This window comes from Nonomuraea sp. NPDC049714, from assembly GCF_044465295.1.
Lineage (GTDB): Bacteria > Actinomycetota > Actinomycetes > Streptosporangiales > Streptosporangiaceae > Nonomuraea.
Window position 1 is genome coordinate 306885 of sequence record NZ_JBITLM010000011.1, and the last position, 25644, is coordinate 332528.

The 25644-nt window shown below is 69.7% G+C and carries 24 protein-coding genes; 14 read left to right on the forward strand and 10 right to left on the reverse strand.

The window, feature by feature from the left end; genetic code table 11:
• Window positions 1-18: 18 nt before the first annotated feature.
• From ACIBQX_RS36500 to ACIBQX_RS36515, 4 genes are all read right to left on the reverse strand, one after another.
• Window positions 19-219 (reverse strand): hypothetical protein, encoded by a 201-nt coding sequence (locus ACIBQX_RS36500; protein WP_397012751.1) that lies wholly within the window; start codon window positions 217-219, stop codon window positions 19-21.
• On the reverse strand, window positions 210-335 hold the full coding sequence (locus ACIBQX_RS36505) for a hypothetical protein (protein ID WP_397012753.1): 126 nt from the start codon (window positions 333-335) through the stop codon (window positions 210-212). The genes ACIBQX_RS36500 and ACIBQX_RS36505 overlap by 10 nt, the downstream gene beginning before the upstream one ends.
• A 73-nt stretch (window positions 336-408) precedes the next feature.
• Complete coding sequence (locus ACIBQX_RS36510) at window positions 409-1173, reverse strand: ABC transporter permease (protein WP_397012755.1); 765 nt, start codon at window positions 1171-1173, stop codon at window positions 409-411.
• Window positions 1170-2114, reverse strand: coding sequence for an ABC transporter ATP-binding protein (locus ACIBQX_RS36515; RefSeq protein ID WP_397012757.1), 945 nt, complete (start codon window positions 2112-2114; stop codon window positions 1170-1172). The genes ACIBQX_RS36510 and ACIBQX_RS36515 overlap by 4 nt, the downstream gene beginning before the upstream one ends.
• A 111-nt stretch (window positions 2115-2225) precedes the next feature.
• On the opposite strand from ACIBQX_RS36515, the gene ACIBQX_RS36520 reads away from it, so the two are divergent.
• The 4 genes from ACIBQX_RS36520 to ACIBQX_RS36535 all read left to right on the forward strand — a co-directional run bounded on the left by ACIBQX_RS36520 (window position 2226) and on the right by ACIBQX_RS36535 (window position 4735).
• Window positions 2226-3347 carry a sensor histidine kinase gene (locus ACIBQX_RS36520; protein ID WP_397012759.1) on the forward strand — a complete coding sequence of 374 codons (1122 nt, stop codon included), beginning with the start codon at window positions 2226-2228 and terminating at the stop codon, window positions 3345-3347.
• On the forward strand, window positions 3344-3994 hold the full coding sequence (locus ACIBQX_RS36525) for a response regulator (protein ID WP_397012761.1): 651 nt from the start codon (window positions 3344-3346) through the stop codon (window positions 3992-3994). The genes ACIBQX_RS36520 and ACIBQX_RS36525 overlap by 4 nt, the downstream gene beginning before the upstream one ends.
• A gap of 65 nt (window positions 3995-4059) precedes the next feature.
• A complete protein-coding gene (locus tag ACIBQX_RS36530; RefSeq protein ID WP_397012763.1) occupies window positions 4060-4383 on the forward strand; it encodes an ArsR/SmtB family transcription factor in 324 nt (107 codons plus the stop codon).
• Window positions 4349-4735, forward strand: a complete 387-nt coding sequence (locus ACIBQX_RS36535; RefSeq protein ID WP_397012765.1) for a VOC family protein — start codon at window positions 4349-4351, stop codon at window positions 4733-4735. The genes ACIBQX_RS36530 and ACIBQX_RS36535 overlap by 35 nt, the downstream gene beginning before the upstream one ends.
• A 4-nt stretch (window positions 4736-4739) precedes the next feature.
• Here ACIBQX_RS36535 and ACIBQX_RS36540 read toward each other — a convergent pair whose 3' ends face one another.
• From ACIBQX_RS36540 to ACIBQX_RS36550, 3 genes are all read right to left on the reverse strand, one after another.
• Window positions 4740-5900 (reverse strand): ROK family protein, encoded by a 1161-nt coding sequence (locus ACIBQX_RS36540; RefSeq protein ID WP_397012767.1) that lies wholly within the window; start codon window positions 5898-5900, stop codon window positions 4740-4742.
• Window positions 5901-5944: 44 nt separating this feature from the next.
• Window positions 5945-7438 (reverse strand): glycoside hydrolase family 36 protein, encoded by a 1494-nt coding sequence (locus tag ACIBQX_RS36545; RefSeq protein ID WP_397012769.1) that lies wholly within the window; start codon window positions 7436-7438, stop codon window positions 5945-5947.
• Between the two features lie 79 nt (window positions 7439-7517).
• Window positions 7518-8876, reverse strand: coding sequence for an ABC transporter substrate-binding protein (locus ACIBQX_RS36550; protein ID WP_397012771.1), 1359 nt, complete (start codon window positions 8874-8876; stop codon window positions 7518-7520).
• Between the two features lie 146 nt (window positions 8877-9022).
• On the opposite strand from ACIBQX_RS36550, the gene ACIBQX_RS36555 reads away from it, so the two are divergent.
• Both ACIBQX_RS36555 and ACIBQX_RS36560 read left to right on the forward strand, forming a co-directional pair.
• On the forward strand, window positions 9023-10414 hold the full coding sequence (locus ACIBQX_RS36555) for a DUF4832 domain-containing protein (protein ID WP_397012773.1): 1392 nt from the start codon (window positions 9023-9025) through the stop codon (window positions 10412-10414).
• A 58-nt stretch (window positions 10415-10472) separates the two neighbouring features.
• Window positions 10473-12431 (forward strand): carbohydrate-binding protein, encoded by a 1959-nt coding sequence (locus ACIBQX_RS36560; protein WP_397012775.1) that lies wholly within the window; start codon window positions 10473-10475, stop codon window positions 12429-12431.
• Between the two features lie 56 nt (window positions 12432-12487).
• Here the strand turns inward: ACIBQX_RS36560 and ACIBQX_RS36565 are convergent, their stop codons facing one another.
• Window positions 12488-13369, reverse strand: coding sequence for a carbohydrate ABC transporter permease (locus ACIBQX_RS36565; RefSeq protein ID WP_397012777.1), 882 nt, complete (start codon window positions 13367-13369; stop codon window positions 12488-12490).
• 11 nt (window positions 13370-13380) lie between these two features.
• Window positions 13381-14322 carry a carbohydrate ABC transporter permease gene (locus tag ACIBQX_RS36570; protein ID WP_397012779.1) on the reverse strand — a complete coding sequence of 314 codons (942 nt, stop codon included), beginning with the start codon at window positions 14320-14322 and terminating at the stop codon, window positions 13381-13383.
• A 690-nt stretch (window positions 14323-15012) separates the two neighbouring features.
• On the opposite strand from ACIBQX_RS36570, the gene ACIBQX_RS36575 reads away from it, so the two are divergent.
• Window positions 15013-15633, forward strand: a complete 621-nt coding sequence (locus tag ACIBQX_RS36575) for a hypothetical protein (RefSeq protein WP_397012781.1) — start codon at window positions 15013-15015, stop codon at window positions 15631-15633.
• Between the two features lie 233 nt (window positions 15634-15866).
• Here ACIBQX_RS36575 and ACIBQX_RS36580 read toward each other — a convergent pair whose 3' ends face one another.
• Complete coding sequence (locus ACIBQX_RS36580; protein WP_397012783.1) at window positions 15867-16016, reverse strand: hypothetical protein; 150 nt, start codon at window positions 16014-16016, stop codon at window positions 15867-15869.
• Window positions 16017-16192: 176 nt separating this feature from the next.
• On the opposite strand from ACIBQX_RS36580, the gene ACIBQX_RS36585 reads away from it, so the two are divergent.
• The 7 genes from ACIBQX_RS36585 (at window position 16193) to ACIBQX_RS36615 (ending at window position 25639) form a co-directional block, all read left to right on the forward strand.
• The gene (locus ACIBQX_RS36585; protein ID WP_397012785.1) at window positions 16193-19537 is read left to right on the forward strand and encodes a family 16 glycoside hydrolase; all 3345 of its coding nucleotides are present in this window, start codon (window positions 16193-16195) and stop codon (window positions 19535-19537) included.
• A gap of 256 nt (window positions 19538-19793) precedes the next feature.
• Entirely contained in the window at window positions 19794-20006 is a 213-nt protein-coding gene (locus ACIBQX_RS36590) for a hypothetical protein (protein WP_397012787.1), read from the forward strand.
• Window positions 20003-22093: a hypothetical protein gene (locus ACIBQX_RS36595; protein WP_397012789.1), complete on the forward strand. Its 2091-nt coding sequence runs from the start codon at window positions 20003-20005 to the stop codon at window positions 22091-22093. The genes ACIBQX_RS36590 and ACIBQX_RS36595 overlap by 4 nt, the downstream gene beginning before the upstream one ends.
• 140 nt (window positions 22094-22233) lie before the next feature.
• On the forward strand, window positions 22234-22479 hold the full coding sequence (locus ACIBQX_RS36600) for a DUF2945 domain-containing protein (RefSeq protein ID WP_397012791.1): 246 nt from the start codon (window positions 22234-22236) through the stop codon (window positions 22477-22479).
• On the forward strand, window positions 22476-22808 hold the full coding sequence (locus tag ACIBQX_RS36605) for a DUF3140 domain-containing protein (RefSeq protein ID WP_397012793.1): 333 nt from the start codon (window positions 22476-22478) through the stop codon (window positions 22806-22808). The genes ACIBQX_RS36600 and ACIBQX_RS36605 overlap by 4 nt, the downstream gene beginning before the upstream one ends.
• Before the next feature lie 106 nt (window positions 22809-22914).
• On the forward strand, window positions 22915-23937 hold the full coding sequence (locus ACIBQX_RS36610) for an NAD-dependent epimerase/dehydratase family protein (RefSeq protein WP_397012795.1): 1023 nt from the start codon (window positions 22915-22917) through the stop codon (window positions 23935-23937).
• Between the two features lie 238 nt (window positions 23938-24175).
• Window positions 24176-25639, forward strand: coding sequence for an MDR family MFS transporter (locus ACIBQX_RS36615; RefSeq protein ID WP_397012797.1), 1464 nt, complete (start codon window positions 24176-24178; stop codon window positions 25637-25639).
• The last annotated feature ends 5 nt before the right edge of the window (window positions 25640-25644 follow it).

Below are 25644 nucleotides of genomic sequence, written 5' to 3' on the forward strand. Positions count from 1 at the left end.
AGTCCGGCCGATACGCCGCTAGCGACGGACGTCGAAGCGCAGATGGGTGACCCGGTCGCCTTGGACGATTTCCGGGTCGCCGAGGAGCGCCGGTGGGCCGTCGTACGAGCCGAAGAACCGTACGCCCTTGCCGAACACCACCGGGACCAGGTCCGCCTGGAGTTCGTCCGCCAGGCCGGCGGTCAGGGCCTGGCCCAGCAGGCCGCCGTTCAAGGGCACGTCCCGTTGTCGTACCAGTCGAAGAGCGGACCCACCCGGTCCGACTCGTCGGCGATGAAGCCGTCCAGCGAGACCGTCGCGCTCCCGATCACCTTGCCCATGACCTGTGCTCCCATCTGAGGACCGGATGTACCCGGGACGTCGGAGCCGGCGCCCCGATCGGACACCTCGGATCGGACCACCTGGGAATCAGTCCCAGCGGAAGAACACCGCCGCGACGACCGTGCCGAAGACCACGCAGAACCCGAGGCCGATCAGGTGGGCGGCCTCGACGGGCGCGCCCATCCAGGCGGCCGACAGGGCCTGGGTCCCGCCGCCGAACGGCAGCCACTGCCCGATCACGGCGATCGCCTCCGGCAGGCTGTCACGGCCGCCGAACATGCCGCCGGTGGCTCCCAGGAGGAAGAAGACGGTCAGGCCGATGGCCACGGCGGAGTTCGGCGTGGGCGACAGCGCCGCGACGATCAGCCCGACAGCGTACATGGCGGCCACCGTCAGCGCCAGCACGCCTATCGCCGCGCCGACGCGCACGGGCGGGTTGGCGTCGAACGCGAGCATGGCCAGGATCCACGCGGCCGCGATGCCCACGGCGATCTGCAGCACCCCGACCACGGCCTGGGCGACCAGGACCATCGTGGGCGAGGCCGGCGTCACGCCGAGGCGGCGCAGGATGCCGCTGCGGCGGTAGTAGGCCAGGAAACTCGGCATGTTGACGATCCCGGTCGTGGCCGCGACCATCGTGAAGACCAGGGGCAGCACGAAGACGTCGAGCGCGGTGCGGCCGTGCGCGACGGTCTCCCGGCCGGCGGCCGAGGCGTTCATCACCAGGATGAGCATGGGCAGGCCGATAGGCACGATCAGCCCGGCGGTGTCGCGGGCCACCATCTTGAGCTCGCAGATCAGCAGCTCGGCGAAGGCCCGGGGGCCGGGGCGGTGCACGGCGACGTCGGTCATCGGACGGTCTCCTCCTCGGTGTCGAGCCGGTGGCCGGTCAGGGCGACAAAGGCGTCGTCCAGGCCGGCCTGCTCGCTGCGGGTCTCGGTGGCCACGACGCCGGCGCGGACGAGGGCGACGCTGACGGTCTGGAGCAGGTCGCCGCGCCCTTCGACGACGACCCGGCCGCCGTCGGCGCGTACCCGCTCCACGCCGGCGAGCCCTTCCAGCAGCCCGTCGGGCACGGGCGAGACCGCGTGGAAGGTGATCCGCTGGGCGAACCCGGCCCGCCTGATGAGCCCCGCCGGCGAGTCCAGGGCGACGACCCGCCCCGCGTCGAGCAGCGCGACCCGGTCGCACAGCCGCTCGACCTCCTCCATGGCGTGGCTGACGAGCAGGACGGTCACGCCGGACTCGCGCAGTCGCTCGACGGTGGACCACATCTGGCGGCGCGCCTCGGGGTCGAGTCCGGTGGTGAGCTCGTCGAGGATCACCACCCGGGGCCGCCCGACGAGGGCGAGCGCGATCGACAGCCGCTGCTGCTGGCCGCCGGACAGGCTCTCGAAGCGGGTGCGGGCGGAGGCCGTCAGGCCGACCGACTCGATCAGCTCGCCGGCCGGCGACGGGTCACGGTAGAAGGTCGCGTACAGGCGGACCAGCTCGGTGACGGTGAGCGCGGCGTGCAGGGTGGCGTCCTGCAGCTGGACGCCGAGGACCTGGCGCAGCCGGGCCCGGTCGCGCCGGACGTCCAGGCCGAGCACACGAACGGTGCCGCGGTCGGGCCGTCTGAGCCCGGCGATCAGCTCGACGGTGGTCGTCTTGCCGGCGCCGTTGCGTCCCAGGATGCCGAAGATCTCCCCGGTGGCGACCGACAGGCTGACCTCCTCGACGGCGACCTTGGAGCGGTAGCGCTTGTGCAGTCGTTCCGCTTCGACGGCGGCGGACGGTGGTGTCGCAGGCATGCCGTCGACCCTAGAAAGGGCCGAGCCCCGGACGCCTGTGCCGATGGTCAGCATCGGCACCCATGACTTTCGGCACCCGGGCGTGCCGGGAAACGCCACTACAGTGGCGGTATGCGGCGAATTGAGCCGGACACGTGGGCGGGCCTGGCGGTATTGCTGGTGTGTGTCGCGGTGGGCACACCGACCTTGCTCGGCGCGGCCGAGACGCGCGTGCCCCTGCCGGTGTGGGGGGTGCTGTTCGCGGCCCTGCTGACCACGTTGCTGGCCGCCGCGGCCTGGGAGGATCGCCGCCCCAGGGTGGCCTGGGCCTGCTACGGCGCGTCGGTCGTGCTGGGCTGGCTGACCGTCCTGACCGCGTCCAGCGCCGGGTGGCTGCCGATCCTGCTGGTCTTCACCGCGGCCATGGGCGCCTACGTCGCGCCGAGGTGGGCGGGGCCGCTGGTGATCGCGCTCAACACCGCCGTCATCGCCGCGACCGCGAGCCTCGCCGGCGCCTCCAACGCCGAGGTCGGCCTGCACACGCTGCTGTATCTGCTGATCCAGGCGGCGACGCTGCTCAGCTCGCTGGCGATCATCCGGGAGCAGCGGCTGCGCCGCGAGCTGGCCGAGGCGCATCTGGAGCTGCGGGCCGCGAGCGTCGTCCTGGCCGACACCGCGCGCGCCCACGAACGCCTGCGCATCGCCCGCGAACTGCACGATCTCATGGGGCACCAGCTCACGGCGCTCACCCTGGAGCTGGAGGTGGCCCGGCACCACGACGGCCCCGCCGCGCGCACGCACATCGAGCGCGCCGACGGGGTGGCGCGCAACCTGCTGCGCGACGTGCGCGCGACCGTGGGTCAGCTCCGCGCCGACGCCCCCGACCTGCGCGAATCTCTGAACGCCGTGGTACGCGACATCCCCGGACTGGACATCGGCGTGCGGATCGACGACGACGTACGCCCTTCCGAGGAGGTGACCCTGACCCTCATCCGGGTCGTCCAGGAGATCATCACCAACACCGTCCGGCACGCCGGCGCGACCTCCCTGAGCATCCGGATCGAGAGCACGCCGGACCGGGCCGTTCGGCTCACCTCGGTCGACGACGGGCGCGGCAGCCCGCAGCTACGGCTCGGCAACGGCCTGCGCGGCCTGCGCGAGCGCGTCGACGCGATCGGCGGCGACGTGCGGCTCGACAGCAGCGACGGGTTCCGGGTGACCGCCACTGTGCCTGCTACTGTGCCGGCCCGATGATCCGCGTGATCGTGGTCGACGACCAGACCCTGGTGCGGCAGGGCATCCGCAGCCTGCTCGACCTGACCGAGGACATCCAGGTGGTGGGAGAGGCCGACGACGGCATGTCCGCGCTGGCGGCGATCGAGGAGCACGCCCCCGACGTCGTCCTGCTCGATCTGCGCATGCCGCGCCACGACGGGATCTGGACGCTCACCGCGTTGCGCGAGTGGGCGGGCGACGTGCCGCCGGTGCTCGTGCTGACCACGTTCGACAACGACGATCTCGTCCTGGACGCGATGCGGGCGGGGGCGGGCGGCTATCTGCTCAAGGACGTGACGCTGGAGCGGCTGACCAGGGCCATCCGCGTGCTGGCGGGCGGGGGGACGTTGATCTCGCCGTCGATCACCGACCGGCTGTTACGCGCGGTACGCCGCCGCCCGTCGCCGGACGAGTCCGGCCTGCCCGCGATCCAGCGGCTCACCGAGCGCGAGCTGGAGGTGCTCCGGCTGGTCGCGGAGGGGTACAGCAACCGCGAGATCGCGCGGGCGCTGTTCCTGGCCGAGGGCACGGTCAAGAACCACGTGTCGGCCGTGCTGCTCAAGCTCGGGGCACGGGACCGGACGAACGCCGTGTTGCGCGCCCTGCACGCCGACATCCTCGACTGACCTGACCCCGGGCCGTGGGGCGCGGGTCTTGATAGGCAAGTGACGACTTGCCTATTGTGGGGGTCATGGCGGATGATGTCTTCAAGGCCCTGGCCGACCCCACCCGCCGGCACATCATCGATGAGCTGGTGGAACGGGACGGCCAGACCCTCTTCGAGATTTGCGCGCGGCTGGCGTCCAAGCACGGTCTGGGCCTTTCCCGCCAGGCGATCAGTCAGCATCTGGCCGTACTCGAATCCGCGGGTCTGGTCCGATCGCGGCGCCAGGGCCGCTACAAGTTCCACGACCTGAACACCGAACCCCTTGAGCTCATCGTCACCCGGTGGCTCAACCCGACAAAATCGGAGAAACCTCATGAGAATCCACCTGACCAGCGTCTTCGTCGATGACCAGGACAAGGCCCTGCGCTTCTACACCGACGTGCTCGGCTTCGTGAAGAAGACCGAGGTCCCGCTGGGCGAGGACCGCTGGCTCACCGTGGTCTCGCCGGAGGACCTCGACGGGACCGAGCTGCTGCTGGAGCCCGACGGCCATCCCGCCGTGAAGCCGTACAAGGAGGCGCTGGTCGAGGACGGCATCCCGGCCGCCTCCTTCGCCGTGGAGGACGTGGCAGCGGAGTTCGAGCGGCTGCGCGGGCTCGGCGTCCGCTTCACCCAGGAGCCGCTGGAGATGGGCCCGGTCACCACGGCGGTCCTGGACGACACCTGCGGCAACCTGATCCAGATCGCGCACAGCAAGTAGGGCCTCAGGCGTGGGCGGTGAGGGGTGCGGGCATCCCGTCGGTGAACAGTCGCGCGTCGACCTGGTCCAGGGCGACGCGCAGCGCGCCGAGGGCTACGCTGTCCGCGCCCAGGTCGGAGGCCCTGATTTCGGGGACACGCAGGCAGAGGCGGCGTAGCTCCTGCTCCAGGGGATCGATGAGGAGGTCGGCGGAGCGGGAGTAGCCGCCGCCGAGGATGACGACCTGCGGGTCCAGGGTCAGCACGAGGGCCGCGGCCCCGATGGCCAGGTCCTTGACGTAGCGGCGCAGCGCGGTTCTGGCGTCGCGGTCGCCTTCGCGGGCACGCTCGAAGACCCAGGCGGCCTTGTCGTTCGGATGGATGTCCGCGGGCACGCCGGGGCAGTTCTCGATGTGGGAGGGGGCGGAGAGCCAGCGGACCGCCTTGAGCGCGCCGATCTCGCCTGCCGCTCCGCCGTAGCCGCGCCGCAGGGTGCCGTCGAGGATGAGGCCGGCACCGGTGCGCATGCCCGCCAGCAGGTAGACGATGTCGTCGGCGTCCTGCGCGGCGCCCTGCCAGCGCTCGGCGACGGCGGCGAGTTTGCAGTCGTTCTCGACCAGGATCGGGCAGGTGAACCGGTTCGCCAGGTGCTCGGCGGGGGAAACGCTCGCCCAGCCCGGCAGCGGGGTGAACAGCGTGGTACGGCCGGTCGCGTCGACGGGGCCGGTCACCCCGACCGTCACCGCCCAGATCTGGTCGGGCCGCATCCCGGCGGCCGTCAGGCACTGGGAGATGGCGGTGTCGACGGCGTCGAGCCGCGCGGCCGGGTCCGCGTCCGGGTCGACCGGCAGCCGGTGGCTGCGCAGGACCTGTCCTTCGAGGTCAGCGAGGAGAACGAGTATCTTGTGGCCGCCGACGTCGACGCCGAGCACGTGTCCGGCGCCGGCGTTGAAGCGGTAACGGCGGGCCGGGCGGCCCACGCTGCTGCCGTCGGGCTCGACGACCTTCACCCACCCGTCGGTGACCAGCCCGCGGACCACGACGTCGGTGCCGGGCCGGGACAGGCCGGTGCGGGCGGCGAGCTCGGTGACGGTCGCCGGTGGCTGCCCCCGCATCGCCCGGACGATGCTGAGCGAGTTGAGCTCGCGGAGCCTGCTGACATCGGCTCCGGCCACCTCGGCCACCATGACCCCCCAATTATGCTGCGTTGAAGCGAAATTCTAGCCGCCCGTCACGAGATCGGGTACTGCTGCCCCAGGTGCAGCGCGGCGGTGAAGTCGACGGTACGGCCATCGATGGCGAAACTGTAGCGACCCTCCCTGGTGATCTCGGGCTGTTCGGCGAGGTATGCGGCCATCCGCTCCAGCTCGTCCGGGCTCAGCCAGGACGGCGGGTCGGAGACGGCCTTGAATCCGCAGATCGCGGCCAGGTCGTGCAGCCAGCCCATCTGGGTGTCGGTGAGCAGGTTGAGCCGGCTGCGGAAGTAGACCACGTCGGGGTCGACCTGGAGGAGAGGCGACTGCCACAGCCGGTGCAGCGTGTTCACCACGGCGTTGTAGGCCATCGCGTCCGAGGGGTCGTCGGTGGCGTAGTTGGTCCACAGCGGGGCGACGTCGGGGCCGCTGCGCATCCCGTCGACGAGGCCGAGCGAGGGCAGCAGCAGGCCGCCGCTGCCGAGCAGGTAGACCTCCGGACCCGCGACGCGCCGGATCAGGGCGAGCGCGTCCCGGTAGGCCTGCTCGCGCGGCGCCCCGGAGTGCCGGACGCCCCGGACGGCCCCGGCGTTGACGAAGTCCAGCTTGAGATAGGTGAAGCCCCACTCGTGGACCACGCGGTGGATCAGCCGGGTGAGATGTTCCTGGACACCGGGGTGGGTGAGGTCCAGCGCCCAGTATCCGGTGCCCCAGTTGTGTCCGGCGACGACCGGCTCCCCGTCGGCGTCGCGCAACAGGAACTCGGGATGCTCGCGTGCCGTCGCCGAGGTGGGCAGCACGATGAACGGGGCGAGCCACAGGCCGGCGCCCATCCCGGCGTCGGTGATCCGTTCGGTCAGGGCCCGCATGCCGGAGGGGAACTTGTCGTTGGGCAGCCAGTCCCCGACCGCCCGCTGCCAGCCGTCGTCGATCTGGACGACGTCGAACCGCAGACCGGCCAGGGCGGCGATGTCCTTGTTCAGCACCTGCTCGGTGATGCCCTCGTAGTAGGCGTACCAGGTGCACCACACGTTGCCGGCGCGCCGGTCGCTGCTGCCCAGCCGCTCGGCCAGCCGCGCGGTGTAGTGCGCGAAGACCTCCTGCTCGGGTCCGTAGGCGAGGAACCAGGGAGCCCCATCGTCCTCGCACCAGCCGGCGAGGGTGTCGTGGTCGGCGGCCAGCCGGGGGGTGCCCAGGCCGAGAGAGCCCAGCAGCAGCACCTGGCCGTCGGCGCCCTGCAGCGCGGCCACGGCGGAGGAGTGGTGCCGGGCCGGGTCGTCCCAGACGGTGTCGTCGGCGGTCAGCCGCCGTTCGGGCTTGGCGATCCGCAACGGGGGCTCGCTGAGGCGGCGCCATCCGCACGGGCTCCAGGAGTTCTGGCCGTGGCGGTAGAACAGGGCGTCGCCGAGGCCGTGCAGGATCGCGACCCGGCCTGGCGGCAGCACCAGACCGCCTTCGACGGGCTCGGGGGGCTCGGAACCGGTGAGTTCGACCGCGAAGTCGCGGCCGGCCAGGTCGACGAGCAGGGGCATGGTTCTCCTTCTAGCAGCGGTGACCGTCCGGCGGGATGCTCAGCGTGGCTCCCGCCGAACGGGGCAGATGATGGAACGGTCAGCCGAACAGGCCGTTGACCTGCTGATTGGCCTTCGTCAGCGCCTCAGCGGGGGCGGACTGGCCGAGGATGACCGACTGCAGGGCGTCCTGCACGATCTGGCTGATCTCGGTGCCGTGGTCGGTGATCGGCAGGAGGAACGTGCCGCCGGGAGTCTTGGTGTAGTCGACGTACACCTGCACGTCACGGCCCTTGGCCTGGTGGGCGGCCAGCGCCTTCTCGGTCGAGGTCTTGATCGCGGGGAACACCACGGCGTTGCCGGCGACCACGTCCTGACAGTCGGCCGAGCCGAGGTACTTCACCCACTTCCACGCGGCGTCCTTGTTCTCGGTGCCCGCCCAGATCGCGTCCGACAGGCCGTTGATGGCGCTCTTGCGGACTCCGACCGGGCCGACGGGCAGGGGCGCGAGCGCGAACTTCTGCTTGGCGTCGGCGCCCAGGTAGGTGTTGATGGTCCAGGAGCCCGCGATCGTCAGCGCGGCCTTGCCGGAGTTCATCACCGCGTCGATGCCGAGCGTCGACTGCTTGTCGAACCGGGGCGCGTATCCCTTGTCCGTCAGCGCCTTGTACCAGCCGATGGTCTCGATCAGTTTGGGGTCGTCGTACTTGTACCGGGTGCCCCACGGGTTCTTGTCCAGGTAGGTGAAGCCGTTGGCGGCGGCCAGTTCGCCCCACCCGTTCTGGCCCTGGGAGCCGTCGTTCCACTCCGGCTGGTAGCCGTACACCTTGACGTTGTCCTTGTCGAAGGCCGGGTCCAGGCCGTTGCGGCCCTTGTCGTCGACGGTGAGCTTGGCGATGACCTGCTCGAAACTGCCGCCGTCGGCGGGGTTCCAGGTGAGGTCGGCCAGGTCGGCGGGCTTGACGCCGGCCTTGTCGAGCATCTCGCTGTTGTAGACGATCGCCTCGGTGTCCCAGTCCTTGGGCAGCCCGTACCGGTGGCCGTCCTTGGTCCAGAGGTCCGTCAGCTGGTCCTGGTACTGGCTCAGGTCAACCTTGTCGGCGTCGACGTAGGGCTGGATGTCGAGGATCTGCTGGCTGGACACGAACTGCGGGTAGTACGACACCTGGTTGGTCCACACGTCGGGGGCCTCGCCGGCGGCCAGCTGCGTGGTCAGGTTCTGCCAGTACTGCGCCCAGGCCGTCTGAGTGATCTTGACGGTGATGTTCGGGTTCGCGGCGTGGAAGGCATCGGCGCAGGCCTGGTAGGACGCCTGCTGGTTGTCGTCCCACAGCCAGTAGTCGAGCGTGACCGGGCCGTTCGCCGGCTCGCCGGTCTCGGAGCCGCCGCACGCGGTGAGCACGGTGCCCGCCAGCAGCCCGCACAGCAGCGCCGCGCCGGCCCGCTTCCTGTTGATCATCGAGGTGCCTCTTCCTGGGGGGTGGGGCTGAGGGCTGGAAAAGTTCCCTCTTGCCTTGTTCGCTCTCTCGAATAATGATGTGGCTCATCGAAAATTTGTCAAGGTTGGCTCATAAAGGCCTTGGCGGACGTCATGTGGAGGCTTCGATGGGTCACTCTCCGATCAACCGGGCCGCGCGGATGGCGGTCCTCGCCGTCCTGACCGCGGTCTCGACGGCGTTACCCGCTGCGAGCTCGACCGCGGCCACCGAGCCCGGCTGGCGGAACCTGGCGGCGGCGGAGGCTCCGGACGCCAATCCGCTGAAGGGCTTCATCCCCTACGCGGGCGCCTATACGACGTTCCCGCACTCGATGGAGTGGTTCTACCTGCCGCTGAACGCGGTGATGACCGGTCCCCACCGGTTCGACTGGCGGCAGCTGGAAGAGCAGCTGAACGCGATCGCCGCCCGAGGCCACCAGGCGGCGTTCCGCTTCTATCTCGACTATCCGGGCAAACCCAGCGGCATTCCGCAGTTCCTGCTCGACCAGGGCCTGCTGACCCGCCCGTACGACGATTTCGGCAACAACGGGCAGAGCGTGTCGCCCGACTACGACGACCCGAACCTGGCCGCCGCGCTCGACCGGTTCATCGCCGCGCTCGGCCACCGCTACGACGGCGACGCCCGGGTGGGGTTCGTCCAGCTCGGCCTGCTCGGTTTCTGGGGCGAGTGGCACACCTGGCCGCACAACGGGGATCCCGGCACGGAGAACTGGTTCGCCTCCCAGGCCGGGCAGCTCAGGGTCCTGAACGCCTTCGACGCGGCCTTCGACGAGACCAGGCTCATGGTCCGCTACCCCAGCGCCGACAACAAGGCGCACGACCTGGGCTACCACGACGACTCCTTCGCCTACTCCACCCTGCCGGGGCCCGGCTGGCACTTCATGGACCTGATGGAGCAGGCCGGCACGACCGACAAGTGGAAGACCGACACGGTCGCCGGCGAGCTGCGGCCCGAGCTGCAGGGCTGCCTGTTCAACACGCCGATGGACTGCCCCGGCGACGGCGACAAGGACTTCGCCACGAGCGTCGCCCAGACTCACGCCTCCTGGCTGCTCAACCATTACGCCTTCACCCCCGGCTACACGGGCGCGGCCTACGACCAGGCCCTGGCCGGCGCGAAGTCGCTGGGCTACCGGCTGCGGGCCACCGCGGTGCGGACCGGCCACCGCCGCCACGGCCTCGATCTCGCCCTCCGGATCCAGAACGACGGCGTCGCCCCGTTCTCCTACGACTGGCCCCTCCAGGTGGCCGCCGTCGGCCGCGACGGCCGGATCGCCAGGAACTGGACGACGTCGTGGCAGCTGACCGGCATCATGCCCGGCGCCCCGGCCGAGCTCACCTCCACCCTGCGAACCGCGGGCCTGCGGAAGGGCGAGTACACGCTCGTCCTGCGGGCCGCCAACCCGTTGCGCGGCGGCATGCCGCTGCGCTTCGCCAACGCCGGCCAGGACACCACCGTTCCCGGCTGGCTCACACTCGGCCGGACCCGGATCTCCTGAACCCGGACCCGACCCTCGGGGGACCCCCCATCCACCCCTCAACGGAGGTCACCACCTCATGCATCCCCTCCTGGCGCGGTCCTGCCGTGCCGCCCTCGCCCTCGCCGTCGGGGCACTGCTGACGCTGTCGTCAGCGGCGCCCGCGGCGGCGGCCCCGCAGGGACCGCCGCCCAGACCCCCGGCTCCCGCGGTCCCCGACCCGTCCCTGACCGTCCACCCGCTCGCCCCGGCCGACGGCCCGGTGGACAACCCGCTGAAGGGCTTCGCCCGCTTCTACAGCCCGGGCGCCGACCAGAACCAGGGCTACCCCCACTCCCTGACCTGGACCTACTTCGGGCTCTCCGAGGTCATGACGAACGCCGCCACCTGCGGCTCCTACGACTGGTCCCTGGTCGACGACGCCCTCAACGAGAGCGCGTCCTACGGCAACCAGGTCGCGATGCGGTTCTACATGGAATATCCCGGCGGCAGCGGCAGCCATCCGGCCAACGCCATCCCGCGCTGCTTCGACGGGCACGTCGACTACCGGACCAACTCCTACTGGGGCACCACCAGTCCTGACTACGACAACGCCTACCTGCTCACCGCCCTGAGCGACTTCATCGCCGCGTTCGGCGCCCGCTACGACGGCGACCCGCGCATCGGCTTCATCCACACCGGCCTCGTCGGTCTCTGGGGCGAATGGCACACCTGGCCGTACGACACCGACACCAGCGGTGACGGCCACCCCAACTACATGCCGACCGACGCCCACGGCGCGCAGATCTTGCAGGCGTACGACAACGCCTTCGACACGACCAAGCTCGAAGTCCGGTATCCGGGTTCCGGCGGATCCGGGACCAAGAACCTCCGCATCGGCTACCACGACGACTCGTTCTGCTACCGCGAGGGCAGCCCGCTCGCCGGGGTGACCCTGCCCCAATCGCTCGGCGGCGCCAGTTACTCCCAGCTCCAGCGGACGCTCGACCAGGGCGTGGAGAACAAGTGGATCACCGACTCGATCGGCGGCGAGGTCCGTCCCGAGATCCAGTCCCAGGCCTTCTCCTACTGGCCAGGCGGGTCGGGCCAGGTGGACGACATGAAAGCCTGCATCGAGCTGGAGCACGCCACCTGGAAGATCAACGAGCAGAGCGCGGGGTACAGCCCGGCCGATCCCAAGGTCGCGGCCGCCGTCCGGCTGATGGGCTACAACCTCAGCGTCACCAACGCCTACTACCAGAACGCCGTGACCGGCACCGCGAAGGTCGGCGTCCAGATCAGCCACGACGGCGTGGCCCCGTTCTACTACCCGTGGACGGTGACGCTGGGCCTGAAGGACAGCGCCGGCGGCGTGGTCAAGTCCTGGGACACCACCTGGGACCTGCGCACGGTGATGCCCCGTAAGATCAGGGCCTTCCCCGACTGGGGCGTGGGCTCCGATCCCACCTACCGCGACCACGGCTACCCCCAGTACTTCGCGACCACCGTCGACCTGTCCGGTGTCTCCAACGGCGGGTACCAGCTCGTCATGCGGGTGAAGAACCCGCTGGAGGCCGTCAGCGGCAACGCCAAGAAGCTGCGGTTCGCCAACGCCGCCCAGAACGCCGACGGGTGGCTCGGCCTCGGCGCCATGACCGTCGGCACGGGCGGACCGACCACGCCGAGCGTGGAGGCGGAGAGTCCGGCCAACACCCTGACCGGTGGCGCCGTGACCGCGTCCTGCTCGGGGTGCTCGGGCGGCTCCAAGGTCGGCTACATCGGCAACGGCGCGGCCCTCACCTTCAACCAGGTCGCGGCCAGCACCGCCGGAACCCGTACCCTGGCGATCTCCTACCTCTCCGCCCTGCCCCGTACGGCGACGATCAGGGTGAACAACGGGACGGCGACCACCGCCAGCTTCCCGGCCACCGCCGACTGGAACACCGTGGGCGTCCGCACCCTGCCCGTCACCCTCGCGGCCGGGAACAACACCATCACCATCGCCAACCCGGGCGACTGGGCCCCCGACATCGACAAGATCACCATCACGGGAGGCTGAAACCCGTGAATGACCCCCGGACCGGTCACCGGTCCGGGGGTTCCCGCGTCATCCGGTCACTTCATGCCGGAGAAGTTCATCGACTGCACCAGCCGCTTGCCGAGGAAGATGAGCAGGAGGAGCACCGGGAGGATGGACAGGACCGATCCCGCCATGAGCCCGGTCCAGTCCGGCGCCCGGTTCGGGGACTGCTGGAGGAACACGCCCAGGCCGACGGTGAGGACGCGGGTGGCCTCCCCCTTGCCCACCAGCAACGGCCACAGATAGTCCTTCCAGCTCCACACGATGGTGGTCAGCCCGATGGTGACCAGCGGGCCCCGGCTCATCGGAAGCACGATCCGCCAGAACATCCCCCACCGGCTGATGCCTTCGAGCGTCGCGGCCTCCTCCACGTCCCTGGGGATGGACAGGAAGAACTGGCGCAGGAAGAACACCGCGAACGGGGTCATCAGCAGGCTGGGCAGGACCATGCCCGGGATGGTGTTCAGCACCCCGAGCTCCTTGACCAGGACGAAATTCGGCAGGAGCGTGAAGATCGGCGGCACCATCAGCGCGGCGACGATGACGCCGAACATCAGGTCCCGGCCCGGGAAACGCAGCCGGGCGAAGGCGTAGCCCGCCATGGCGCAGCAGAAGGTCTGCACGACGGCGATCAGCCCGCTGTAGATCAGCGAGTTCATCGTGTACCGCAGGAAGTTGATCTGCGCCCCCGACCCGCCGGCGGCTCTGGCCTCCTCGGGACCGACCAGGCCCAGCACCCGCGAGAAGTTGATCAGCGTGGGGTTCTGCGGCCACAGCGCGGTCGAGTCGCGGTAAAGATCGGCCGCCGGCGTGAGCGCCGTACGGACCATCCAGTAGAAGGGGAAGACGGTGAGCACGACCGCGGCGATGAGGGCGAGCCAGGTGGCGCCTCTGCCGATCTTCAATCCGGGGAACATCCGAAGACTCCTTAGCCCAGGTCCGAGCGCGACGCGCGCAGCATCCGCATCTGCACGGCCGTCAGCACGCCGAGGATGACCACGAGGACCATCGCCACCGCGGCGGCGTATCCCATGTGGAAGTAGGTGAAGGCCTGCTGGTAGATGTAGTAGTAGATGACCCGGGTCTCCGGGATGGGCGCCTTGCCGCCGTACACCACCGCGACCGTGTCGAAGATCTGGAACGAGCCGATCAACGACACCACCAGCACCAGCGCCAGGATCGGCCGCAGCAGCGGCAGCGTGATCGAGCGGAACATCCGCACCTCGCCCGCGCCGTCGATCGCCGCGCCCTCGTACAGGTGCTGCGGGATCTGCAGCATCCCGGCGTAGAGCAGCAGCGCGGTGTAGCCGGTGTAGGCCCAGCTGTTGACCAGGGCCACCAGGGGCATCGCCCAGGTCGGGGAGTTGAACGACAGGGTGATGTCGAGCCCGGTCAGGCCGAGGAGGTGGTTGACGAAGCCGAGGTCGGGATCCAGCAGCCACGCCCACAACAGGCCGATCGTCACGTTCGGCACCAGCCACGGCACGAGCAGCGTCGCGCGCAGCACGACCGACCGGGTCAGCCGGTGCATCACCGCCGCCAGCCCCAGCGCGATCACGGTCTGCGCGACGATGTTCACGACCACGTAGTAGCCCGTGACCTTCAGCGCGTTCCAGAACTGGTCGTCGTCGACCAGCTGCCGGTAGTTGTCGCCGCCCACGTACGACGGGTCGTTGAGCAGGCTGTAGTCCGTGAACGAATACCACACGCCCTGGACCGTCGGGTAGGCGTAGAAGACGACGAAGCCGACGATCACCGGCAGCAGGAACAACCAGCCGACCAGGCGATCGTCGCCCCGTTTACGCGGGCCGCCGCCGCGAGGCCGCGAACGCCGGTCGGTCCCGGGGTCAAGTGTCCCAACCGCGTGCATACGTGCTCCTTGTCGCCGGCCACTCACCGGCGTTCCACGGCCGGCCATCGGTAATAATGATGTGGGCTAGCGTTAGTTTGTCAAGAGCTAATCATATGTACCGATGAGAGGGTACGGCGGTCGCATGGTCGACAGCGGGAGGCGCCGCTCCCGCACCGCCGTCGGCTGGTCCTGCGCGCGGCCCCGCCGGCCTGCGCGGCCGGACGGACGAGGCCCGGCTCCTGACCAGGGACCGTCATGAGCACCAGGACGAGCACCCTGGTGAGCACCCGGACGAGCACCCGGGCGAGCATCCGGACGAGCATCCGGACGAGCGCTGTCGGCGGACGGCTGATCCTCGTGGTCCGCCCTGCCGTGCTCGGCCGGATGCGACAAAAGCGATATGGCCTTTTCAATGGTTTTCAAATAGAAATTCCGATTTGATAACCGAGTAATCTTGCGGGATGTGTCTCCCTTGGTGATGTTGCCTTCTGCGAAGATTGATATTGACTCCCACTTGCGCAGCGAGACACACATGGTTCGGTTACGATCGGGCGCCGGTACACCATTGTTGACTTGATCGCAACGGGGTAGCTCATGATCGAGTACGGCCCCCCGCCAGGGGACGGCGATGGAGCGCGGCGGAGTGACCAGAAAGGAGCACCTCCCCAAGGAAAACGTCCGGGCGCGGGTGGCATGCGGCGTCTCGCTGTGGGCGCATTCGCGATCACCTGCCTGGGCCTCATCGCCGACCTGATGGGGATAGTGAGCTTCGATGTCAGCGAAGTCTGGTTTCTCAGGGGAGAAACGGCTCCAGGGAATACATCGGTAAGCATCACCGCGTGGCTGAGCGACCTCTGGGCGGGCCTTCTTCAGATAAGGGCGGACGCACCTGGATGGTTCGTCGCACTCTCGATCTCGATCGTCTTCGTGGTGGCCTTCGGTCCGAGAACGGTCGCACTCAGGGCGTGGAAGGCGCTTCGCCTGCTCACTCCCCTGGGCATCCTTCTCGGCGTGGTCTGGCTACTCATGCCCTGGATGGAGCGCTGGCCTGTCTGGAGTTGGTGGTCCGACAGCTGGTCGACCATCAGCGCCTGGCTGGCAAGCGGAATGATCATTATCACCGTGTTGGCAGCCGTCGCGGGGTGCGCCCTGCTCCTCGGCGAACTGGACGAAGGTTATTTCGTCACCATCATCTGCTTCATTTTCGCGCTGGGCATGGCCATCCGATGGGATGGGCTCCCGTTGTTCCTGAAAGTTACGCAAGTGGCCGTGTGCATCATCATTCCCATCGCGACTGCCGCATGTGCCATCGTGGGGCGCAAAGTTTGAACCGGTGACGTGAACGCCCCGCCCGGTTGCGAGTCCGCGGACGGTCGGCCTCAGAGGATTTGCGCCTGCCGAAACCCACGTCCGGTCAGTTCAAGCGGCCGGTGAGCCTCGGCGCAAAATCCCGCCGAAGCAGATCCCGTCAGCCGTGCGTTCAGATTGACGATCGTGGACCGCACCCGCGTTCCTCCATGACGCCACGGTGTGGAGGCCGACGTCATCCGAAGCGTCCCGGATCAGATCGCACGCCCGCCTTCGGACCCATCACGAGGATCCAGGCCGACCCAGGGCGCGGTCGGGTGGGCAAGGACGCCCAGCACGCGGACCGGCCTGCCGTCGCGCTCGATCGCCTCCAGGTGCCGCACCCTTCCGTCCTGACAAGTCATGACTTCCTCCGATTTTCGGCGAAAGGCTATGGGCAAGTCGAAGATCTCGCCATATATTACGGCGCAGAACAGCATTACCCCCCTCGACAGCAGCGAATGACACCCGGCATCCGCCGATGGATCACAGCCGAGCCATCGATGCCGCACCCCCATCCCCCGCCGAGATGAGTTAGATCATGCGGAAATTGCCCCTGTTATCCGTTTCCCTGCTCACCGCACTCTCCTGCTTGGTCGCCCCCGCTCAGGCGCACGCGGCGGCGGTGCCGCCGCAGGAACCGGGCATCACCCTGCGCACCTACGACGTCCAGGTCGAACTGTCCAAGCTCTGCACGCTCAAGCCTGGTCAGACCCCCAACGTGGACAAGCTGATGCCCACGATCGACTGGACCTCCGACGCCGATTTCGGCCTGGCCGACATGTTCGTCACCGAAGCCGTCGGCAACATCGACATCGCCACCGCGGGCACGTACGAGTTCCGGCTCACCAGCGACGACGGCTCCCGGCTGAGCATCGACGACTCGGTCGTGATCACCAACGACGGCCGGCACGGGCCGATCGCCCTCGACGGCATGATCACCCTGAGCACCGGCTACCACGCGCTGCGCGTCGACCACTTCGAGCACCTGTACGGCCAGCAGCTCAAGCTGGAATGGAAGCCACCGGGATCGGCCGACTTCACCCTCGTGCCGAACTCGGTGCTGAGCACGGACGCGGACGTGGTGAGAGTCACCGCCCCCGGGCGCAAGGACTGCGAGAGCGGCGGTGACTCCCCCGGCGACGGGCTGCCGCTGGCGGCCGTACACCCTGACCTCACCCTCACCGACCTGCGCCCGGCCGGTTTCGAGCCGCAGGTGACCGCGATGGACTGGCTGCCTGACGGCCGGTTGGCGATCACCACGTGGGGCGGCTCGGAGAAGAAGCTCGGCGAGGTCTACCTGCTCGACAATGTGACCGGCGCGACCTCGGCCGCGCGGGTCACCACGAAGAAGATCGCCGAAGGGCTGCAGGAGCCCCAGGGCATCAAGTACGTGGACGGCAAGCTCTACGTCTCGGAGAAGTCCCGGCTGGTGGAGCTGAACGACACCGACGGCGACGAGGTGGCCGACGACCTCAGGACCGTGGCGACCTGGCCGTTCGGCGGCAACTTCCACGAGTTCGCGTTCGGGCTGCTCTACCGTGGCGGCCACTTCTACCTCAACCTCTCCGTCGCCATCAACTACGGCGGCGACTCCACCGACCCGCAGCCGGCGCCGGACAGGGGCACGACCATCAAGGTCAGCAAGGCGACCGGCAAGGTCGAGTACCTCGCCGGCGGTCTGCGCACGCCCAACGGGATCGGCTGGGGCCCGGGGGGTGACCTGTTCGTCACGGACAACCAGGGCGGCTGGCTGCCCGCCTCGAAACTGGTGCACGTCAAGAAGGACCGGTTCTTCAACCACTACACCAATCCTGACGGCCGCTTCGACGGCAACCCGGTGAGCCCGCCCGTGCTGTGGCTGCCGCACAACGAGATCGCCAACTCCCCCAGCACCCCGCTGGTCATGAAGCGGGGCGCGTTCGCGGGCCAGATGCTGTTCGGCGACGTCACCTACGGCGGACTCCAGCGCGCCTACCTGGAGAAGGTCAACGGCGAGTACCAGGGCGCGGTCTTCCGCTACACCCAGGGACTCGAAGCAGGGGTCAACCGGATCAGCCTCGGCCCCGACGGCGCCGTCTACACCGGCGGTCTGGGCGCCGGCGGGAACTGGGGACAGCCGGGCAAGCTCACCTACGGCCTGCAGAAGCTGACCCCGGGCGACGGCAAGGCGTTCGACATCCGGAAGATGCGCGCGACGGAGGGCGGCTTCGAGCTGGAGTACACCCAGCCGCTGTCGGCGGAGACCGCCACGTCGCTGGCGGCCAAGTACCAGGCCACCCAGTGGCGGTACGTCGCGGCCTCCACCTACGGCGGCCCCAAGGTGGACGAGGAGCCGCTGACCGTCACCTCCGCGAAGCTGACCGACGGCGGGAAGAAGGTCAAGCTCACGATCGCGGGCCTGAAGCCAGGCCGGGTGGTGCACCTGCGGTCACCGCGCCCGTTCAGCTCGGCGTCGGGGCAGCCGCTGTGGAGCACCGAAGCCTGGTACACGCTCAACTCGATGGTCGGCGCCCCGGCGACGGACGTCACCTACGAGGCGGAGAGCGCCTCGCTCAGCGGCGGCACGAAGCTGAACACCGACCACCTGAGCTACTCGGGAAGCGGCTTCGTCGACGGCTACTGGACCGAGGGAGCGGCCACGCAGTTCGCCGTACGGGCGGCTGAGGCCGGCACCTACCACGTGGGCCTGCGCTACTCCAACGGCCCCCACCCCGCGCCCGGCGCCAAGTCGCTGAGCGTGTACGTCAACGGGACCAAGGTCAGGCAGGTCCCGCTGCCCACCACGGAGACGTGGGACCTGTGGGCCACCCGGGTCGAACCGCTCACGTTGCGGGCGGGCGCCAACACCATCGCCTACAAGTACGACAGCGGCGACGTGGGCAACGTCAACCTGGACTCCATCACCGTGGCCGAACGACCGGTGCTGGAGGCGGAGCAGGCCTCGCTGCGCGGTGGCGCGAAGGTGAGCACGGACCACCAGGGCTACACCGGCAAGGGCTTCGTCGGCGGCTACACGACCGCCGGCGCGAGCACGACGTTCTCCGTACGAACGCATGAGTCCGGCACGCACAACGTCGGCCTTCGCTACGCGGCGGAGACCGGCACGTCGGTGAGCGTGTACGTCAACGGGACCAAGGTCAGGCGGGTGCGGCTGGCCCCGACCGGCGGCTGGGACGCCTGGGCCGTCCAGACCGAGCCGCTCGACCTGAGGCGTGGCACGAACAAGATCGCCTACAGGTACGACTCCGGCGACGCGGGACAGCTCAGCCTCGACCACATCACCGCGTCGAAGGCCGAGCGGATCACGCTGTTCGACGGCTCCGACCTGGCGGCCTGGGAGAAACGAGGCGGCGGGACGGCGACCTGGCCGATCGAGAACGGCTCCATGGAGTCCTACGGCGGCGACATCCGTACCCGGCGGACGTTCGGCGACTTCAAGCTGCACGCCGAGTGGTACGAGCCGGACTACCCGCCGGACGTGACCGGGCAGCAGCGCGGCAACAGCGGCATCTTCCTCCAGGAACGCTACGAGGTGCAGGTCCTCGAGTCGTCCGGTGACACCACACCGGCCGCCAACGAGGCGGGCTCGATCTACTCCAAGCGCGCGCCCGACCGCAACATGGCCACCGCACCCGGAACGTGGCAGACCTACGACATCACCTTCCGCGCCGCCCGCTACACCAGCGCGGGAGCGAAGGTCGACGACGCGCGGGTGACGGTCGTCTGGAACGGCGCGGTGGTGCACGACGACGTGGCCATCGACGGCGGCACCGGCGACCACATCCCGGAGAGCGCGGCGTCGGGCGGGATCCGCCTCCAGGACCACGGCGATCCCGGCGAGAACCCGCGCTTCCGTAACGTGTGGATCGAACCCGTCTCCTGACGTCATCCGTGGCCCGGCAGACCCGTCCCACCTGGGCGGCCTGCCGGGCCATGCGCATCTCCGCACCCGCGTCCGGCAGGACTCCCGTCGACCGGAGGACGCGGAACCGACCGGCATCGACGTCCCGGCGTTCGCCCACGGGATACCGGCGCGTGTCATCAGAGGTTCGATCTCATGCCGGACGGGTCTGCCGCTTATTCACGGCACGGGACCACTTCTAGGCTCATGTCATACCCCTGGCGCGCTGGAGGCCTCCATGTCCGGGCCTGACCACCAGCCCGCCGAGCCGGGACCGGTCAGGCTGGCGCGAGCCCGCCTCTGGCTACAGCTGCTGATCCTGCTCGGCCCGCTGAGCCGGTTGCCCGGTGAGAGCACTGAGGGCGGCATCGTGAACGCTCACCACTCGGATGGTCGCAACGCGGACCATCGGTACGCGGACGTTCGGGACGAGGTGCGGCGGACGGCGTGATCCGGCCGGCCTACGCATTCGCGGCGCGGAACCTGATCCGGCTGCTGGCGCCCGCCCTGCTGGTGTTCCTGCCGATCGGCCTGCTCGCCGCGTCGGCGCTGGCCGTACTCGTGGACGGGTCGGCGGCGGTGGTGAACGGCGACGTGGAGCTCGTCGGCGCTCCCGGAACACCCCTGCTGGTGTGGTCGGCGGCGGTGCTGGTCGTCTCGGTGGCCGGGCAGACGGTGGCGGTGTCCGCGACGGTGGTGCTCGTCACCGGGCTGCTGGTGGGCCGGCCCGTCTCCACCTCCGGCGCGATGCGGGCCGCGCTCCGGCGCTGGCCCGCGCTGACGCTGCTCGTCCTGGTCGGCGTGCTGGCGTTCGCGGCGGCCCTGGTGGCGTGGTTCGGCGGTCTGGTGTGGCTTGACGCGGAGGTCATGGCATTCGCCGTGCCGGCGGCGGCCCTGTGCGCGATGCCGTGCCTGCTGGCCGTGCCGGGCGTGGTCCTGGAAGGACGGTCCGCGATGGGCGCGCTCGCTCGCGCGTACCGGCTGACCGGCGGCGGCGCCCGGGTGATCCCGTTCACGCTGGCCTTCGGCGTCGTGATCTACCCGGCGCTGGTCCCCCGGGCGGTGAGCTGGGCGGTGTCCGGGCTGCCCATCGCGCCGGTCGCGGCCGGCATGGCGCTGGCACTGGCCGCCGTGCCGTTCCAGGCGGCCGTGATCACCCGCATGTTCCTGCGCCGCCTGGTCGTCAAGGGGTCGATCGCCGAGTTCGAGGAGATCGCCGACCGGCTTCCGCCGAGCCCGCCACGCCGGGCCAGGCCGCTGCCGGTGCTCGCGGCACTGCTCCTGCCCGGCCTGGTGTACGGCGGCGCGGTGCTGATCAACCCGGCCGGCTGGATCGAGGTCGCGGAGACGGCGGTCACGGAGGGCTGGTCACGCGACCGGGACTCCGAGACGTTCAAGGAGGACGGGCGTCCGAAGCCACGTATCGACACCACGGACCTGCGGGCCCTGTACGCGGGGCCGGGCGGGCGCATGGTCATGCTCATGGACGACTCCGCCGCGGCGAAGCTGCTGACCTGCTTGGACAGCGGCTGCGCGCGAACACGGCTCAGCTGGGCCGAGCCGGTCGGCGTCGCCGGCGGATTCACCGCGACCGGCACCCGGCTGGCGGACGGCCGTCTCGTCGTGTCGACGTGGGGGCAGGAGGGCGTGTACGAGGACGGGCTGGTACGGGACGAAGAGAAGTGGCCCATCCGGCTCGGCCTGCTGACATGCGATGAGAAGGGCTGCCTGCGGGCCCCTGACGGCAAGCCCGTCACGGAGGTGACCTCGTTCGGAGAGCCAGGCGCGGTCGCCTTGGCGGCGCGGCCCGGCGGCGGCCTGCTGGTCGCCCGCCTTCACGAGCTCCCCTCGGACGAGAGCGACATCGACACGGAAGTGCTCACGATCACCATCTGCGACGATCCGGGCTGCGCCCGCCCGCGTACGAAGGAGGTCGCCAGGCTTCCCGGCGACAGATACGCGAACGACGAACCCGGCCTCATCGCGAGCGTGGATCCCGACGACCGCCTGGTGGCGCTGCGGTTCGACCGTGACACCGGCTCGATCTCCGTGATCGCCTGCGCCGACCCCGCCTGTGCCCGCGCACGCGTGGGGCGGCCCGTACGCGAAGGCTTCGGCGACCGTGCTCGTGGAGCGGGCGCCGCCATGGTGCTCCGGGCCGACGGCCGGCCGCTGATCGCCTACCGGGACGTGACCGACGGCGTGATCAAGCTGCTCGACTGCCACACCCGCGAGTGCCCGGAGGCCGACACCGCCACGCTGTCGGAGCCGGGTCGCAACGCGGGGCCGGTGATGGTGCTGGACCGGTCCGGCCGGGCACTGGTGGCCTACCAGGACCTCGACCGCGACCGGATCGTCCTCGCCACCTGCACGGGAACCCGCTGCTCGGGCACCCCGGTCACGACGATCCGGCGGGGCGGCGGTGACGGCCTGGCGATGGCACTGGACGGCCACGGCCGCCCGACGATCGCCTGGATGGACGTCGCGGACCACAACGACTGGGACCTGGTCGTGACCACTCCGCTCAACCTGCCCTGACCTTTGACAGCGCACGCGTGTGGACATCGGATCCGACAGGGGCGCCGAGGGTGCGTGCATAGCTGTACGCATAGGGGAACATGGGGGTTTCCGGGGCCGCGCTGGGGCGTGTGAACGCAGGTCAGGGTAGTGCACGGCGCATGACGAAGAAGCGGAAGGAAGAGCCTTCGGTGGGCGACGAGGTCACCTGGCGAAGCCATGGATCGACCGCTCACGGCAAGGTCGAGAAGAAGATCACCAGGAGGCAGGAGGAAGCCGGCCGTACCGTGGCCGCCTCGCCCGACGAACCCCAGTACGTGGTGCGCAGCGACAAGAGCGGCAAGAAGGCCGTGCACAGGCCGTCGGCCCTGCGCAAGGACAAGGGGAAGGGCAAGGGCTCGGGATGACCGAGGAGGAGGAGCGGGCGGTCGCGGCCGAGTTCGGCGAGGCGGTGAACATGACCGCCAAGGAGCTGGAGCGCTGGCTGGCCACCGATGAGTCCAAGGCGGCGGGCCAGAAGAGCGACGGCGGCGAATCCACCGGGCACGAGTCAGGCCGCAGGATCGTCGGGCTGCTCCAGGCGAAGAAGTCGTCCCTCACCGAGGAGGACTACGCGCACATGCGCAAGGTGATCGGCTACGTACACCGGCACCTGGCGCAGCGCCCCGCCGGTGACGTCCGGGAGACGAAATGGCGTTATTCGCTGATGAACTGGGGTCACGATCCCCTTAAATGAGCCTGCCGGCGTTCGGAAGGCGCGGCAGCGCAGCGGTGATCACCCTTCGATGTTATGCTGAAAAAAGTCAATTAGTTTCTCAACGAATAGGGAACGGACAGCCAGGGTGGTTCCGAATGATGACTCGTTCGTGCTGGTCACCGGGGGCACCGGATACCTCGCCTCATGGGTTTCAACCGGCCTGCTGGAGCGCGGCCACCATGTCCGGACCACCGTCCGTGACCTTGCCCGCGCCCGCCGGGTCCGCGACGCCGTAGCCGAACGCGTCGATCCCACGAGGCTGTCCTTCGTCCAGGCCGACCTCACCGCGGACCACGGGTGGGATGCCGCCATGGAGAGCGTCGGCCACGTGCTGCACGTCGCCTCCCCCCTGGTGACCGACCGCTCCCAGGATCTCGTACGCACCGCGCGCGAAGGCACCCGCCGCGTGCTCGACGCGGCCCACAGGGCCGGAGTACGGCGGGTGGTGCTCACCTCCTCGGCGGCGACCGCGCTGCCCGACCGCGACGGCATGGTGGCCGACGAGACCGTCTGGGCGAACCCGCCCGACGAACCGGCCCACCGGTACGCCCGCTCCAAGACACTGGCGGAACGCGACGCGTGGGACTTCGTGGCGACCACCGGGACCACGCTGGAACTGGTGACGATCCTGCCCTCGATGATCCAGGGGCCGACTCTCGGCCAGGACGGCGGCGGATCGTCGGTCGAGATGGTCCGGCGGCTGCTCGCCGGCAGGATGCCCGGCCTGCCGAACATCGGCTGGTCCATCGTGGACGTGCGCGACCTGGTCGATCTGCACATCCGGGCCATGACGGCTCCGGAGGCGGCCGGCGAGCGGTTCCTGGCCGCCGGCGAGTTCCGCTGGATGCACGAGATCGCCGCGCTGCTGCGCGACCGCCTCGGCGACCGAGCGGCCAAGGTCCCGACCCGCCGGCTGCCCGACTTCCTCGTACGCCTGACCGCCCGCGGCAATCCGCTCATGGCGCAACTCCGGGCCAGTCTGGGCCGGCGGGAGCTGATCGACGCCTCGAAGGCCGACAAGGTCCTCGGCTGGCGCACCCGGCCCGTCGAGGAGACCCTCCTCGACACCGCCGGCAGCCTCCTCCCACCAGGGACTCCCGGCATCTGACGCGCCCGGCGCGAGCAGCGACGCGTGGACGCGTGCCCAGGTCACGGAGCGACTTCCCGGCCCGGCCGCCGATGAAAATCTGGTGACATTTCGCGTCACTTGCCGCAATGTGGGGCGCGGTCGATGAGTTTTGTCAGTGGGACAGGTCAGTCTGTCCATGACCACAACGCCTTGTGCGACCGAAGGCCGGCACCCCAGCCGTGATCACGCTCCGCCCACCAACCCCGATCGAGGTACCGTGTCCAGCCCTCAGCTCGACTCACCCGCCAAGCCCGCGGCCACGCCCGCTGCCAAGGGCCGCACTCCGGCCGTGATCCGGCTGCTCGTGCTCGCCGCATTCGTGGTCATCCTCAACGAGACGATCATGATCAACGCGATCCCGGGGCTGATGAGCGCACTGCACATCAGCGAGCAGACCGCGCAGTGGCTCTCGACCGCCTTCATGCTGACCATGGCCGCGGTCATCCCGGCCACCGGGTGGTTCCTGCAGCGGGTGACCACCCGCCGCGCGTACGCCACCGCGATGGGCCTGTTCCTGCTCGGCACGGCGCTGGCGATCGTCGCGCCGTCGTTCGAGGTGCTGCTGGGCGCCCGCATCATCCAGGCGGCCGGGACGGCCGTGATGATGCCGCTGCTGATGACCACGCTGATGCGGGTGGTGCCCGAGGAGGACCGGGGCCGGGTGATGGGCAATGTCACCCTGGCCATGTCGGTCGCGCCCGCGATGGGCCCGGCGGTCTCGGGAGTGATCCTCCAGTTCGGGTCCTGGCGGATGCTGTTCGTCGTGGTGCTCCCCATCGCCGCGCTGATCACGTGGGGCGGTCTGAAGCGGCTGGAGGACATCGGCGAGCCCCAGGCCAGCAGCATCGACTGGTTCAGCGTGCTGTCGGCCGCCGCCGGCTTCGGCGGCCTGGTCTACGGGCTCAGCCGGTTCGAGGGCGGTGACGTCCGCGTCGCCGTCGCGATCGTGACGGCCGGGCTGGTCACCATCGCCGTCTTCGTCGTCCGCCAGCTGTCGTTGCAGAAGCGCGGTGTGCCGCTGCTGGACCTGCGCACCCTGCGCCAGCGCACCTACACGGTCGCGCTGATCCTGATGTCGCTGGCCTTCATGGCGATGCTCGGCTCGATGATCCTGCTGCCGCTGTACCTGCAGAGCGTCCGCGGGCTCAGCGCCCTGGAGACCGGGCTCCTCGTGATGCCGGGTGGTCTCGCGATGGGGCTGCTGGGCCCGACCGTCGGCCGCCTGTTCGACAAGTACGGCGGCCGGGTGCTGGTCATCCCCGGCGCGATCGGGATCATGCTCGCGCTCACCGGCTTCACCCAGGTCTCGATGACCATGCCCTACTGGCAGATCCTCGGTCTGCACGCGCTGCTGATGGTGAGTCTGGCGGCGACCTTCACGCCGGTGTTCACCCTCGGGCTCGGCGCGGTCCCCCCGCACCTCTACTCCCACGGCAGCTCGATCCTGAGCACGCTGCAGCAGGTCGCCGCGGCCTTCGGCACCGCGCTCGTGGTGACCGTCATGAGCGCGCGGGCCGACGCCCTGACCTCTGCTGGAGTCGCCGACACGCTCGCCACCCTCGACGGCATGCGGCTGGCGTTCATCATCGGCGCGGTGCTGTCCGTGGCCGTGGTCATCACGGCCCTGCTCCTCCCGGCCCGGGCGGCCAACGCCGGCGAGTTCAAGGGCATCGGTCACTGAACGGG